Below are 14,113 nucleotides of genomic sequence, written 5' to 3'. Positions count from 1 at the left end.
CGCGATGTCTGCCGAGTCGGTCTTCCCACAGCTCGAAGCTCTGCTCCCGCATGTGCAGAAGCCCATCCAGTACGTCGGCGGTGAGCTGAACTCCACCGTCAAGCCGTGGGATTCCTGCGACGTCCGCTGGGCGCTCATGTACCCGGACGCGTACGAGGTCGGACTGCCCAACCAGGGCGTCCAGATCCTCTACGAGGTCCTCAACGAGCGCGAGGGCGTGCTCGCCGAGCGCACCTACAGCGTGTGGCCGGACCTGGAGGCCCTGATGCGCGAGCACCGGGTCCCCCAGTTCACGGTCGACTCGCACCGCCCGGTCGGCGCCTTCGACGTCTTCGGCCTCAGCTTCTCCACCGAGCTGGGGTACACCAACATGCTGGCCGCCCTGGACCTCGCGGGCATCCCGCTGGCGGCCGAGGACCGCACGCTGGACGACCCGATCGTGCTCGCGGGCGGCCACGCCGCCTTCAACCCCGAGCCGATCGCCGAGTTCATCGACGCCGCGATCATCGGCGACGGCGAGCAGGCCGTGCTCGACATGACGGCGATCGTCCGGGAGTGGAAGGCCGAGGGCCGCCCCGGCGGTCGCGAGGAGGTCCTCTTCCGCCTCGCGCGCACCGGCTCGGTCTACATCCCGGGCTTCTACGACGTCGAGTACCTCCCGGACGGCCGCATCGGCCGCGTCGTGCCCAACCGCAGCGGTGTGCCGTGGCGCGTGTCCAAGCACACCGTCATGGACCTCGACGAGTGGCCCTACCCCAAGCAGCCGCTCGTCCCGCTCGCCGAGACCGTCCACGAGCGGATGTCCGTGGAGATCTTCCGCGGCTGCACCCGCGGCTGCCGCTTCTGCCAGGCCGGCATGATCACGCGCCCCGTGCGGGAGCGAAGCATCACCGGCATCGGCGACATGGTCGAGAAGGGCCTGAAGGCGACCGGCTTCGAGGAGGTCGGCCTGCTCTCGCTCTCCTCGGCCGACCACAGCGAGATCGCCGACGTCGCCAAGGGCCTCGCCGACCGGTACGAGGAGGACAAGATCGGCCTGTCCCTCCCCTCGACCCGCGTCGACGCCTTCAACGTGGACCTCGCCAACGAGCTCACCAGGAACGGCCGCAGGTCCGGCCTGACCTTCGCCCCCGAGGGCGGCTCCGAGCGCATGCGCAAGGTCATCAACAAGATGGTGTCCGAGGAAGACCTCATCCGCACCGTCGCGACCGCGTACGGCAACGGCTGGCGCCAGGTGAAGCTGTACTTCATGTGCGGCCTGCCCACCGAGACCGACGACGACGTGCTGCAGATCGCCGACATGGCGATGAACGTCATCCAGAAGGGCCGCGAGGTCTCCGGCTCCAACGACATCCGCTGCACGGTCTCGATCGGCGGCTTCGTGCCCAAGCCGCACACTCCCTTCCAGTGGGCCCCGCAGCTCTCCTCCGAGGAGACCGACGCCCGCCTGGAGAAGCTCCGCGACAAGATCCGCGGCGACAAGAAGTACGGCCGCTCGATCGGCTTCCGCTACCACGACGGCAAGCCCGGCATCGTCGAGGGCCTGCTCTCCCGCGGCGACCGCCGCATCGGCGCCGTCATCCGCGCGGTCTACGAGGAGGGCGGCCGCTTCGACGGCTGGCGCGAGCACTTCAGCTACGAGCGCTGGATGCGCTGCGCCGCGAAGACGCTGCCCGAGGCGGGCGTCGACGTCGACTGGTACACCACGCGTGAGCGCACCTACGAGGAGGTCCTGCCCTGGGACCACCTGGACTCCGGTCTCGACAAGGACTGGCTCTGGGAGGACTGGCAGGACTCGCTCGACGAGACCGAGGTCGAGGACTGCCGCTGGACCCCGTGCTTCGACTGCGGCGTCTGCCCGCAGATGGACACGCACATCCAGATCGGCCCGACCGGCAAGAAACTCCTGCCGCTGACGGTCGTCAAGTAGCCGCTTCCCGCCCTAGGGCGGGACCTGCCGGGGACGGTCACCGCACCGTCCCCGGCTCGTTCGTCGTGCAGGGCGCGCCGGCTACTCCTCGGCCTTGCTGATCCGCCATCCGACCATGCCGGTGGCGCCGGACAGCCGCTCGGCGTCGATCTCCAGTCGCCCCCGTGGCCCCACGGTCCGCTGGGTGGCCGGGACACCGTCACAGTCCACGGTCCGCCGGGCGGGTTCGCCGCCGCGGACCGAGAGCCTGATCTTCCCCGTTCCCGCACAGGCGACCGCCAACTCGTACGCGGTCCCCTCGGTCAGCTCCGGCCGGGCATGAAGGCCGTCACTGACGCGCTCCAGGCCGGCCTCGACGAACGAAGGGTCGCTGTCGTCGATCGTCTCCGTCCCCAGCGCTTCCTTCACGCGCCGGCCCCACTTCTGCTCGTCATGGTCCGGTGAGCTCCCGCCGACCGTCGGACGAGTCTTCCCGCCCGGTTCCCCCGACCCGTCGGAGCCGCCCGTGCACCCGGTCATCAACGTGAGGGACAGCGCGGCGCAGACCCAACCGGTCGTCTTGGTGGGCAGCGTGGCGCTGGCCGACCCGAGCTCACCTTGCCGCAGCGGCGCGCAACCGTCGCCGGTCACCTAGGCCCCCCTCGTTCGTTTTTCGCCTGGTCAGGCGGGTCGGGAGAAACGTACAGACACCCGGCGGGTGCGGTCGATCACTGAGCGGATCTTCTGAGCAAGATCTGAGGCGGCGGCGGGGGAGGCGCGGTGCACTCCGGCAGGCGAGGTCGCCTGAGGTGCGCGACCGCCGCGTACGATTCCCTCATGTCGAGCGACCGCAGGGCGAGGTCCGGGGCCGGGTCCGTATGACCGCAGAGGGACACGCACATCCGGATCGGCCCGACCGGCAAGAAGCTCCTGCCGCTGACGGTCGTCAAGTAGCGCTGCGGCGCGCCCCGATGCCGCGACTCGTCCTGCCCACCGCCCTGGTGCACCGCTCCTACCTCGCCGCGATGGAGGAGCTCCGGGCCGAGGGGCAGGGCGGGCCCGACGACGACACGACGCTCGGCAGCACCCTGCGCCGCTACGGCGACCGCTGGCGCGACCGGGCCGTCTTCGAGTCCTACGTCGCCGAGGTACGCGCCGCCGCCCACCCCGCGGCGCCGCACTCCGTCCCCGTCACCACCCTCTGGTACGTCGACGGTGCCGACTACCTCGGCCGCCTCACCATCCGCCACACCATCAACACCCGCTTCCTGCGCGAGTACGGCGGCCACATCGGCTACGACGTGCGCCCCACCGCACGCCGCCGCGGCCACGCCACCGACATGCTGCGCGCCTGCCTCCCGTACGCCGCCGAACTCGGCCTGGAATCCGTCCTGGTGACCTGCGACACCGACAACACCGGTTCACGCAAGGTCATCGAGGCGGTCGGCGGTATGTTCGAGGACGAGCGGGGCGGCAAGCTGCGGTACTGGATCGGCACCGCCCGGATCCGAACAGGCGCCCCGCGCGTCTAGGAAGACATGGACCTGGAAAAACGGCCGCAGCCGCCCCAGCCCGCGGAGCCGGTGGCCGCGCGGCCGCCCGCGCCCGCACCGCCGCAGGCCGAGGGCTGCCTCGCCGTCGCGATCCGCGTCCCGGTGCGGATCGTGGTCCTCGTGCTCGTCGTACCGGTGCGCCTGGTGTGGGACGTGCTCGCCGTGTGCGGCCGTTTCCTGTGGCTCAAGGCCCTGCGCCCGGCAGGACGCGCCGTCGCCACCGTGCTGACCTGGCTGTGCAAGTCGGTCTTCGTCTGGCCCTGGGTGGGCCTGTGGCGCTATGTGCTCGTCCCGGTCGGCAAGGGGCTCGCCTGGCTGGGCCACGTCCTGCTCGTCGTCCCCGCGGAGTGGCTGTACGCGCGCGTGCTGACACCGGTCGGGCACGGCATTGCCTGGGTGGCGCGCGGAATCGGTGCCGGAATCGGCCGGCTGGGCCGGGGCGTCGCGGCCGTGGTGCTCGGCATCGGCGCGGGCATCGCCTGGCTGGGGCGGGTGTTGATCGTGGTCCCCGCGGGGTGGCTGTACGCGCGCGTGCTGACGCCCATCGGGCACGGTATCGCCTGGCTCGCCCGGGGGATCGGCGCCGGCGCCGTGTTCGCCGGGCGCGGTGTCGGACGCGCCCTGGTCTGGCTCCTCAAGGCCGTCTTCGTCTGGCCGTGGGTGGGCCTGTGGCGGTACGTGGTCGTCCCGGTCGGGCGCGGACTGGCCTGGCTGGGGCGGGTGTTGATCGTGATCCCGGCGGGGTGGCTGTACGCGCGCGTGCTGACGCCCATCGGGCACGGCATCGCCTGGGTGGCGTGCGGGATCGGCGCCGGGATCGGCTGGGCGGCGCGCGGGATCGGCGCGGGCATCGGCTGGCTGGCGCGCGGCCTGTGGACCGTCGTCACGACACTGTGCCGCTGGATCCTCGTCGTGCCCGCGGTCGCCCTGTGGCGGTTCGTGCTCGCCCCCGTTGGACGGGCGATCGCCGTCGTCGCCCGCGAGGTCGGCGACGCGCTCGGCCACGCCTGGCGCGTCGCCGGGCACATCTCCCTCGTCGTCGGCCGCTTCCTCGGCAGACTCCTCCGGTGGATCTTCGTCGAGCCGGTGCGCTGGGCGTACCGCTCGGTGCTCACGCCCCTCGGGCACGTCGTCCGCGACGCGGTGTGGCGCCCCGCTACCGAGGCCGCCCGCAGTGTCGGCCGCACCACCCGCCAGGCCCTCGCCTCGGCCCGGCAGAGCGTGCGCCAGGCCCGCGCCGACGTACGCCGGATGCTGTTCGGGGCGGCGAAGGAACCGGTGCCGGTGGCGGCGGCACCCGGCGAGCCCGCGCCCGTTCCGATGGCCCGGCGGGAACCTGACACGCCGCGGACACGTACTCTAGGTAGCAGTACGACCGCACTCACGAAGGACTGAACGACACTGGGCAAGCGACAGCCCGTAGGCCCGCCGCCCGCACCCGCGGTGCAGCGCATCCGCCTGCGCTACACCAAGCGCGGCCGCCTCCGGTTCACCAGCCACCGTGACTTCCAGCGCGCCTTCGAGCGGGCGCTGCGCCGCGCCGAGGTGCCCATGGCGTACTCGGCGGGGTTCACCCCGCACCCGAAGGTGTCGTACGCCAATGCCGCACCCACCGGCACCGGCAGTGAGGCGGAGTACCTGGAGATCGCGCTCACCGCGCCGCGCGACCCGGACCAGCTCCGTGAGCTCCTCGACGCGTCGATGCCCACCGGGCTCGACATCGTCGACGCCGTCGAGTCCCACACCTCGGGCCTCGCCGACCGGCTGACGGCGTCCGTCTGGGAACTGCGTCTCGACGGGGTGGAGCCCGCCGAGGCCGGGCGTGCCGCCGAGCTGTTCACGGCGGCCGAGACGGTCGAGGTCCAGCGCCGCACCAAGAACGGCATGCGCACCTTCGACGCGCGCGAGGCCGTCGTGAGCCTGGCCCCGGTCACCGACGGCGCACCGATCGCCGCCGACGCTGATAGGCCGACCGACAAGCCCTGTGCGATACTGCGGCTGGTTGTTCGGCACGTGACACCTGCCGTACGACCTGACGACGTCCTGTCCGGTCTCCGAGCTGTGGCCGACCTGGCGCCGCCGGTCCCCGCAGCGGTGACCAGGCTGGCGCAGGGGCTTTTCGATGAAGAGACCGGCACGGTGACCGACCCGCTCGCGCCCGACCGCGAGGCAGTCACGGCCGCATCACCCATGGCCGCCGTGGATGCCGCCGCGAAGGCGCCGGCGCCGGAAGGCCCCCGTTAGGGACGTACGTCAAAGCGCAGCCCTCGTACTCGGGAGCCACCTGGGTCGGGCAGCGCACTGACCGAGACTTTCGCCAGGCCGTCCGCATTTGGGCGTACGGAACCGGCGAGACAAGACAGAGAGCTCCCGTGCGGCGCCCACGCCCCCGGATGGCGGCCCCGCGCACACAGCGCGAGCCGCGGACATCACCGGACCAGGCGCGGCGCCCGGGAGCGTGACGGGAGAACCGCCCGCATGCTTGAGCCGAACGACCCCACTGAGGGCTCGCAGAACGACACCCCCAGCGACACCCTGCCGCCGCGCCGCAGGCGCCGTGCCGCGTCGCGTCCCGCGGGCCCGCCGACGGGCGCCGCCGAAGCCGCGGCTCCGGCCATACCGGCCACCCCCGCCGCCCAGAACGCCGTCGACGCCGTCGACGAGGCCGAGGAGACCGACGAGGCAGCCGCGGCCACCGAGGCCCCGGCCGCCGAGCCGGAGGCCGCTCCCGCGCCCCGTGCCCGACGGCGCGCGACCCGTCGCGCCTCGGCCCCCGCCGGCGCGCCGCAGGCCGCCGCCGCGGAGGTGACGGAGCCCGCCGGGACCCCGGCCCCCGCGCAGGCCGAAGCGCCCGCCGAGGCCGAGCCGGAGGCCGCTCCCGCGCCCCGTGCCCGCCGCCGCGCGACCCGTCGCGCCTCCGCTCCGGCCGGTGCCCCGCAGGGCACCACCGGCGAGGCGGCGGCCGCCGTCGAGGAGGCCGCCGAGGCCAGGACCGAGGTCGAGAACATGACCGCCGCCGAGCCCGAGCCGGTCGCCGACGAGCCCGCCCCGCGCCGTAACCGCCGCCGCGCCACCCGTGGCGCGTCCGCCCCCGCGGGCGAGCCGAAGGCCGCCGCCGAGGAGCAGGCCCCGAAGGCCGCGGCCACGGCCCAGGAGCCGGCCGCCGAGCAGCAGGCCCCCGTCGAGGAGCCCGCCGCCGAGGCCGAGGCCCCGGCTCCGCGCCGCCGCCGCGCCACCCGCAAGACCGCCGCCGCCGGCTTCTCCGCCCCGGCGGGACACAAGGCCCGCAAGGCCAAGGCCGCCGCCGACGAGTCCGGCGACGACGGCCGCAAGCCCGCCCGCCCGGCCGTCGCCGTCTTCCAGGCCCCGGTCTTCGCCGAGCCGATGTTCCAGACCCCGGAGCGCGCCGCCGCGGCGGCCGCCGCCGAGGCCGCCGAGCCGGAGCCCGCCGAGCCCGCCGCCCCCGTGGCGGAGGAGGAGCAGACCCCGCGCCGTCGCCGTCGCCGCCGCGCCGCCGACGAGCAGCCCGCGGCCGCCGAGGAGCGCGAGCCCGTCAAGGCCGCCGAGCAGCGGCCGGCCGACGACGAGGCCGCCGCCGAGGCCGCCGAGCAGGGCGACGAGGACACGGACACCGACACGGAGGAGTCCGGCGAGCGCCAGGGCCGTCGCCGTCGTCGTGGTGGCCGTCGCCGCCGCCGCGGTGACTCCGCCGACCAGGACGGCGAGCAGAACGACGCCTCGGACGAGTCCGAGGACGCCGCCGCCGACCAGGCGGACCAGACCGGCGGGGCCGACGACGACAGCTCCTCCGACGAGCAGGCCGAGGACGACTCCGACGACGACGAGTCGGCTTCGGAGTCGGGCGGTTCCGGCTCCAGCAGCAGCCGTCGCCGGCGTCGCCGCCGTCGCCGCGCCGGTGACTCCGCCGAGGGCGAGCCGGTCGACGGCGACCCGGAGCGCACGGTCGTGAAGGTCCGCGAGCCGCGCAAGAAGGAGGAGCGCGAGCTCGGCACCGGCGCCGACGAGGTCCAGTCCATCAAGGGCTCGACCCGTCTGGAGGCCAAGAAGCAGCGCCGCCGCGAGGGCCGCGAGCAGGGCCGCCGCCGCGTCCCGATCATCACGGAGGCCGAGTTCCTGGCCCGCCGTGAGGCCGTCGAGCGCGTGATGGTGGTCCGCCAGAACGGCGAGCGCACCCAGATCGGCGTCCTCGAGGACAACGTGCTCGTCGAGCACTACGTCAACAAGGAGCAGGCCACCTCGTACGTCGGCAACGTCTACCTGGGCAAGGTCCAGAACGTGCTGCCGTCCATGGAGGCCGCCTTCATCGACATCGGCAAGGGCCGCAACGCCGTCCTGTACGCCGGTGAGGTCAACTTCGAGGCGCTCGGGATGGCCAACGGCCCCCGCCGCATCGAGTCCGCCCTGAAGTCGGGGCAGTCGGTCCTGGTACAGGTCACCAAGGACCCGATCGGCCACAAGGGCGCCCGTCTGACCAGCCAGGTCTCCCTGCCGGGCCGCTACCTCGTGTACGTGCCCGAGGGCTCGATGACCGGCATCAGCCGCAAGCTGCCCGACACCGAGCGCGCGCGTCTGAAGACGATCCTCAAGAAGATCGTCCCCGAGGACGCCGGCGTCATCGTGCGCACCGCGGCCGAGGGCGCGAGCGAGGACGAGCTGCGCCGTGACGTCGAGCGGCTCCAGGGCCAGTGGGAGGACATCCAGAAGAAGGCCAAGATGTCCACCACCAGCTCGCCGAGCCTGCTGTACGGCGAGCCGGACATGACCGTCCGGGTGGTCCGGGACATCTTCAACGAGGACTTTTCCAAGGTCATCGTCAGCGGCGACGAGGCGTGGGAGACCATCCACGGCTACGTCTCGCACGTGGCGCCCGACCTGGCCGACCGGCTCTCGCGGTGGACCTCCGAGGTCGACGTCTTCGCGACGTACCGGATCGACGAGCAGCTCGCCAAGGCGCTGGACCGCAAGGTCTGGCTGCCGAGCGGTGGCTCGCTGGTGATCGACAAGACCGAGGCGATGATCGTCGTCGACGTCAACACCGGCAAGTTCACCGGCCAGGGCGGCAACCTCGAGGAGACCGTCACGAGGAACAACCTCGAGGCGGCCGAGGAGATCGTGCGCCAGCTCCGGCTGCGCGACCTGGGCGGCATCGTCGTCATCGACTTCATCGACATGGTCCTGGAGTCCAACCGGGACCTGGTCCTGCGGCGCCTGCTCGAATGCCTCGGGCGGGACCGCACGAAGCACCAGGTCGCCGAGGTCACCTCGCTCGGCCTGGTCCAGATGACCCGCAAGCGGGTCGGCCAGGGGCTCCTGGAGTCCTTCTCCGAGACCTGCGTGCACTGCAACGGCCGCGGCGTCATCGTGCACATGGAGCAGCCGACCTCCGCCGGTGGCGGCGGCAAGCGCAAGAAGCGCGGGCGCGGTGGCGCGGACCAGCAGGACCACGGTCACGACCACACCCACGAGCACGAGCACGAGCACGAGCACGAGACGGTGGACGCCGCCGAGGGCACCGAGACCGCGGCCGAGGTCGAGGCGGAGGTCGCCGCTCCGGTGGCGCTGCCCGAGCCCGAGTTCGTCCCGGACGAGGAGCTGTACAGCAGCGCGGCCGAGGCCGAGGCGGCCGCCTCGCGCGGTGGCCGTTCGCGGCGCCGGGCGACCCGACGCGCGTCGGCTCCGGCGGGCGCTCCCCGCGCGGAGTCCGCTCCCGAGGAGGCCCCGCAGGCGGAGGCGGTGCAGGCGGACGCCCCGAAGGCGTCGGCGAAGAAGTCGGGCCGTCGCTCCAAGGCGGCCGAGAAGGCCGAGCGGGCCGCCAAGGCGGAGGCCAAGGCCGCCGAGGTGCCGGTCGTCGAGTCCGACGTCGCGCGCACCGAGGCCCCGGCCGTCGAGGACCCGATGGTGGGCTCTCCCGCGGCCGTCGAGGCGGCGCAGGAGGCGCACTCCGAGGTCGCGGAGGCCGCCGAGGCTCCCGCGCAGGACGCGGCGCCCAAGGGACGCACGCGCCGCCGTGCGGTCCGCAAGGCGACGTCGCCGGCCGGTTCGCCGAAGGCCGCCGAGGGCTCCGCGCCCGAGGCCGCCGAGGTGGTCGTGACGGAGGCGCCCAAGGCTGAGCAGGCCGAGCCGGTCGCCGAGCCCGTGGCCGAGGCGCCCGCCGCCGCCGACGCCGCGCCGCCGCGCCCGCGCCGCCGTGCGGTCCGCAAGGCCACCGCGCCGACCGCGTCCGAGGAGACGGCCTTCGTGGTCGTCCCGTCGGCGGAGAAGCCCGTCCGGAAGGCCGCCGGGAAGCGCGCCGAGAAGGACGCGGCGGAGGCACCCGTGGAGGAGGCCACCACCGCGGAGGCTCCCGCCGCGGAGGCCGCCCCGGCCAAGAAGACGGCGCGCAAGGCCGCCAAGAAGGCGCCGGCGAAGAAGACGGCAGCCAAGAAGACCGCGGCCAAGAAGACGGCCGCCAAGAAGACGACGGCCAAGAAGACGTCGAAGGCGACGGCGAAGAAGACCGCGGCGGCGGAGCAGACGCCGTCCGGTGTCTCCGCCGGAGCGGGCGACGAGGGCTGACCTCTTCACGGCCCGAGTGCCCCCTGTCCCGCATCCGTGCGGGACAGGGGGCACCGGTCTGTCGGGGCCCCTACGGGGCTTGTCCGGAAAAACGGGTTCCACTGCACGAAAGCGTGAAGTGGGGCCCCCTCCCTTGGAGTGCCGGGGGGACACCTGTAAAACTCATGCGGTCTGATAAGTGAACAGCGACGTGAACGCGCGGTTGGGGAGACCACGCGCCCGCGTCAGGGGAGGGATGACAGATGGCGCACGCGCGCCTGCGAGGCACGGGACGACACCGTGCCGTGAAACCGGTCAAGGGCGGCCGCCAGGCCGTGGCACTGGCCACGGTGCTCTCCGCGGCGGGCATCCAGGCCGCGGGCTCCGTGGGGACCGCATCGGCGGACACCGGGCCCACCTGGACGGAGGGGCCGATCTTCAACGACCCCAACGGCTCCGTGGACGAGCAGTACGCCATCCGCACCCGGCTGGTCGAGCTGACGCACGCCGCGGTGCCCGGCTCGACGATCAAGGTCGCGGTCTACCACGTGTGGGAGGCCACCGTCGTCGACGCGCTGATCGACGCCAAGAACCGCGGCGTGCACGTGCAGATCCTGCTGGACTCCACCAGCAAGACGGACCGGCCGACGAACACCTCGTACAACGAGCTGAGGACGGCGCTCGGCACCAACACGGCCAAGTCGTCCTTCGTCTCGCTCTGCCCGACCGGCAAGTCCTGTCTGGGCGACCCGGCGTACGGCAAGTCGATCATGCACAACAAGTTCTGGCTGTTCTCCGAGGTCGAGGGCGCCAGGGACGTGGTCGTGCAGACCACCTCGAACTCGACGCCGTCGGCCCACACGAAGTTCTACAACGACGCGCTGCTGCTGCCGGACAACCCCGCGATGTACGACGCGTACGCGGAGTACTTCACGGACATGCTCGGCAAGCGCTGGCAGGACTGGGACTACCGCACGGTCAGCAGCGGCCGCTACAAGTCGTACTTCTTCCCGCGCAACGGCACGGTCAACGAGACCGACACCATGTACTCGGTCCTGAACAACGTGCAGTGCACGTACAAGGACGCGACGGGCGCCACCAAGCACACCCAGGTCCGCGCCGCGATCTTCAAGATCACCCGCAAGCAGATCGCCGACAAGCTCGTCTCGCTGAAGAAGGCCGGCTGCTCGGTGAGCATCCTGTACGCGGAGACCGACAGCGCCAAGAGCCAGGGCGGCACCCCGGGCACCTGGGAGCAGCTGCACACGTCGGGCGGCCCCAGTGTGCGCTGCTTCAACGACGACCGGGACCCGCTGAACCCCGGCACCCCGCTCACGACGCCCTACATCATCCACTCGAAGTACCTGCTGGTCGACGGCATGTACGACGGGAAGCGGAACAAGGTCTCCTTCACCGGCTCGCAGAACTACACGGCGCCCGCGCTGCGCGAGAACGACGAGGCGATCGTCAAGATCGACGACGACTCGGTGCACGACACCTACCGTTCGCACTTCGACCGGACCCGCGCGGTGGCCTGGCCGGGCAGCGCCGACAAGACGGATCTGTGCAAGGGCGTCAAGCCGCTGCCGCCGGACGGCGAGCCCAGCGTCAGGTGACCTCGGCTGCCCGGTGCGGAGGGGGGACGGGGCCGGTTTGACCCTTCCGGGTGGGCCCCGTAACCTTGACCGTCGGCGTGTTCCTATACACCGCCACCCCCTGTAAACCTTTTTCCTCTCGTGGCCCGGGCCGTGTCGGCCCGTACCGGGAGAGAGGCCGTTCCGCTCTTCGGGTGGGCGGCTGGACTGCGGGGGCACCGTTCCGAGCGAGAGAGAGATCCGCGTGTACGCCATCGTGCGCAGCGGTGGTCGCCAGCACAAGGTTGCTGTCGACGACATCGTTGAGGTTGACAAGATTTCCACTGCCAAGGTTGGCGACACGGTCGAGCTCTCGACCCTGCTCGTTGTCGACGGCGACGCCGTGACGAGCGACCCGTGGGTGCTTGCCGGCATCAAGGTCCAGGCCGAGGTCGTGGACCACCACAAGGGCGCGAAGATCGACATCCTTCGCTACAAGAACAAGACCGGTTACCGCCGTCGTCAGGGTCACCGTCAGCAGTACACGGCGATCAAGATCACCGGTATCCCCACGGCTGCGAAGTAAGGGACTGAGACAAGATGGCACACAAGAAGGGCGCATCGTCCACTCGGAACGGGCGCGACTCCAATGCTCAGCGGCTCGGCGTGAAGCGCTTCGGCGGTCAGACCGTCAACGCCGGTGAGATCCTGGTCCGCCAGCGCGGCACCCACTTCCACCCGGGCTCGGGCGTCGGCCGCGGCAAGGACGACACCCTGTTCGCGCTGGACGCCGGTGCGGTGGAGTTCGGTACCCACCGCGGCCGCAAGGTCGTGAACATCGTTCCGGTCGCCTGAGTCCGTCTTCACTGACTGACCAGTCGCTCGTCGAGCGAGTTCTGCGAGGGCGGACCTCTCTTCCCGGTTTCCGGGAAGCGGGTCCGCCTTTCGCGTGTTAGACGTAAGACATTTCCGTACGCCCCTCTGCCTTGCAGGCGTGGGGGGACCTTCAGGAGGCACCAAACCATGACCACCTTCGTGGACCGCGTCGAGCTGCACGCCGCCGCGGGTAACGGGGGCCACGGCTGTGCCTCCGTCCACCGTGAGAAGTTCAAGCCGCTCGGCGGCCCGGACGGCGGCAACGGCGGCCGTGGCGGTGACGTGATCCTGGTCGTCGACCAGGACGTCACGACGCTCCTCGACTACCACCACAGCCCGCACCGCAAGGCCACCAACGGCCAGCCCGGCGCCGGCGACAACCGCTCCGGCAAGGACGGCCAGGACCTCGTCCTGCCCGTCCCGGACGGCACCGTCGTCCTCGACCCGCAGGGCAACGTCCTGGCGGACATGGTCGGCCAGGGCACCACCTTCGTCGCGGGCCAGGGCGGCCGCGGCGGCCTCGGCAACGCGGCGCTGGCCTCCGCCCGGCGCAAGGCCCCCGGCTTCGCGCTGCTCGGCGAGCCCGGTGAGGCGCGGGACGTCGTTCTGGAGCTCAAGACCGTCGCCGACGTGGCCCTCGTGGGCTACCCGAGCGCCGGCAAGTCCTCGCTGATCTCCGTGCTGAGCGCGGCGAAGCCGAAGATCGCGGACTACCCCTTCACCACGCTCGTCCCCAACCTCGGCGTCGTGACGGCCGGATCGACCGTCTACACCGTCGCCGACGTGCCCGGCCTCATCCCCGGCGCCAGCCAGGGCCGCGGCCTGGGCCTGGAGTTCCTGCGCCACGTGGAGCGGTGCAGCGTGCTCGTGCACGTGCTCGACACCGCGACCCTGGAGTCCGACCGCGACCCGGTGTCCGACCTCGACGTCATCGAGGCCGAGCTGCGGGAGTACGGCGCGGGCCTGGAGAACCGGCCGCGCATCGTCGTCCTCAACAAGATCGACGTACCGGACGGACAGGACCTCGCCGACCTGGTCCGGCCCGACCTGGAGGAGCGCGGCTACCGCGTCTTCGAGGTGTCCGCCGTCGCGCACAAGGGGCTCAAGGAGCTTTCCTTCGGCCTGGCGGAGCTGGTCGCCGCGTCGCGTGCCGCGAAGCCCAAGGAGGAGGCGACCCGCATCGTCATCCGCCCCAAGGCCGTCGACGACAGCGGCTTCACCGTCACCCGCGAGGACGACGGCATCTACCGCGTGCGCGGCGAGAAGCCGGAGCGCTGGGTGCGCCAGACCGACTTCAACAACGACGAGGCCGTCGGCTACCTCGCGGACCGCCTCAACCGCCTCGGTGTCGAGGACCAGCTGATGAAGGCCGGCGCCCGCAGCGGCGACGGCGTGGCCATCGGCCCCGAGGAGAACGCGGTCGTCTTCGACTGGGAGCCGACGATGATGGCGGGCGCCGAGATGCTGGGCCGCCGCGGCGAGGACCACCGCCTGGAGGCGCCCCGGCCCGCCGCGCAGCGCCGCAAGGACCGCGAGGCGGAGCGCGACGAGGCGCAGCGCGAGTACGACGACTTCGAGCCCTTCTAGGCGGCGGGCGGTCGCCGGACATGTGAGAGGGCCCCCGAGCTGATGCTCGGGGGCCCTCT

At 72.3% G+C, this 14,113-nt stretch carries 10 protein-coding genes; 9 read left to right on the top strand and 1 reads right to left on the bottom strand.

Going from position 1 to position 14,113, the window contains the following annotated elements; genetic code table 11:
- The first annotated feature begins 4 nt into the window (after positions 1 to 4).
- Positions 5 to 1,930 carry a TIGR03960 family B12-binding radical SAM protein gene (locus ACZ6B8_RS02285; RefSeq protein WP_471074021.1) on the top strand — a complete coding sequence of 642 codons (1,926 nt, stop codon included), beginning with the start codon at positions 5 to 7 and terminating at the stop codon, positions 1,928 to 1,930.
- 81 nt (positions 1,931 to 2,011) lie between these two features.
- Here ACZ6B8_RS02285 and ACZ6B8_RS02280 read toward each other — a convergent pair whose 3' ends face one another.
- Positions 2,012 to 2,560, bottom strand: coding sequence for a hypothetical protein (locus ACZ6B8_RS02280; protein ID WP_471606023.1), 549 nt, complete (start codon positions 2,558 to 2,560; stop codon positions 2,012 to 2,014).
- Positions 2,561 to 2,880: 320 nt separating this feature from the next.
- Here ACZ6B8_RS02280 and ACZ6B8_RS02275 point away from each other — a divergent pair, with 320 nt between their 5' ends.
- The 8 genes from ACZ6B8_RS02275 (at position 2,881) to obgE (ending at position 14,054) form a co-directional block, all read left to right on the top strand.
- Positions 2,881 to 3,441, top strand: coding sequence for a GNAT family N-acetyltransferase (locus ACZ6B8_RS02275; RefSeq protein WP_471606022.1), 561 nt, complete (start codon positions 2,881 to 2,883; stop codon positions 3,439 to 3,441).
- Positions 3,442 to 3,447: 6 nt separating this feature from the next.
- Positions 3,448 to 4,857 (top strand): hypothetical protein, encoded by a 1,410-nt coding sequence (locus ACZ6B8_RS02270; RefSeq protein WP_471606021.1) that lies wholly within the window; start codon positions 3,448 to 3,450, stop codon positions 4,855 to 4,857.
- Positions 4,858 to 4,905: 48 nt separating this feature from the next.
- Positions 4,906 to 5,706, top strand: a complete 801-nt coding sequence (locus ACZ6B8_RS02265; RefSeq protein ID WP_471074033.1) for a TIGR03936 family radical SAM-associated protein — start codon at positions 4,906 to 4,908, stop codon at positions 5,704 to 5,706.
- 234 nt (positions 5,707 to 5,940) lie between these two features.
- Positions 5,941 to 10,038, top strand: a complete 4,098-nt coding sequence (locus tag ACZ6B8_RS02260; protein WP_471606020.1) for an Rne/Rng family ribonuclease — start codon at positions 5,941 to 5,943, stop codon at positions 10,036 to 10,038.
- Between the two features lie 284 nt (positions 10,039 to 10,322).
- A complete protein-coding gene (locus ACZ6B8_RS02255) occupies positions 10,323 to 11,633 on the top strand; it encodes a phospholipase D-like domain-containing protein (RefSeq protein WP_471606019.1) in 1,311 nt (436 codons plus the stop codon).
- A gap of 223 nt (positions 11,634 to 11,856) precedes the next feature.
- Positions 11,857 to 12,177 (top strand): 50S ribosomal protein L21, encoded by a 321-nt coding sequence (gene rplU / locus ACZ6B8_RS02250; protein WP_055566950.1) that lies wholly within the window; start codon positions 11,857 to 11,859, stop codon positions 12,175 to 12,177.
- A gap of 14 nt (positions 12,178 to 12,191) precedes the next feature.
- Positions 12,192 to 12,446 carry a 50S ribosomal protein L27 gene (gene rpmA / locus ACZ6B8_RS02245; protein WP_030564037.1) on the top strand — a complete coding sequence of 85 codons (255 nt, stop codon included), beginning with the start codon at positions 12,192 to 12,194 and terminating at the stop codon, positions 12,444 to 12,446.
- Positions 12,447 to 12,614: 168 nt separating this feature from the next.
- Complete coding sequence (gene obgE, locus ACZ6B8_RS02240; RefSeq protein ID WP_471074042.1) at positions 12,615 to 14,054, top strand: GTPase ObgE; 1,440 nt, start codon at positions 12,615 to 12,617, stop codon at positions 14,052 to 14,054.
- Positions 14,055 to 14,113: the final 59 nt, after the last annotated feature.

The organism is Streptomyces sp. NPDC041122, from assembly GCF_055592445.1.
The sequence above is the reverse complement of the archived record's forward strand: the minus strand, read 5'-3'. Positions and strand labels throughout refer to the sequence as shown.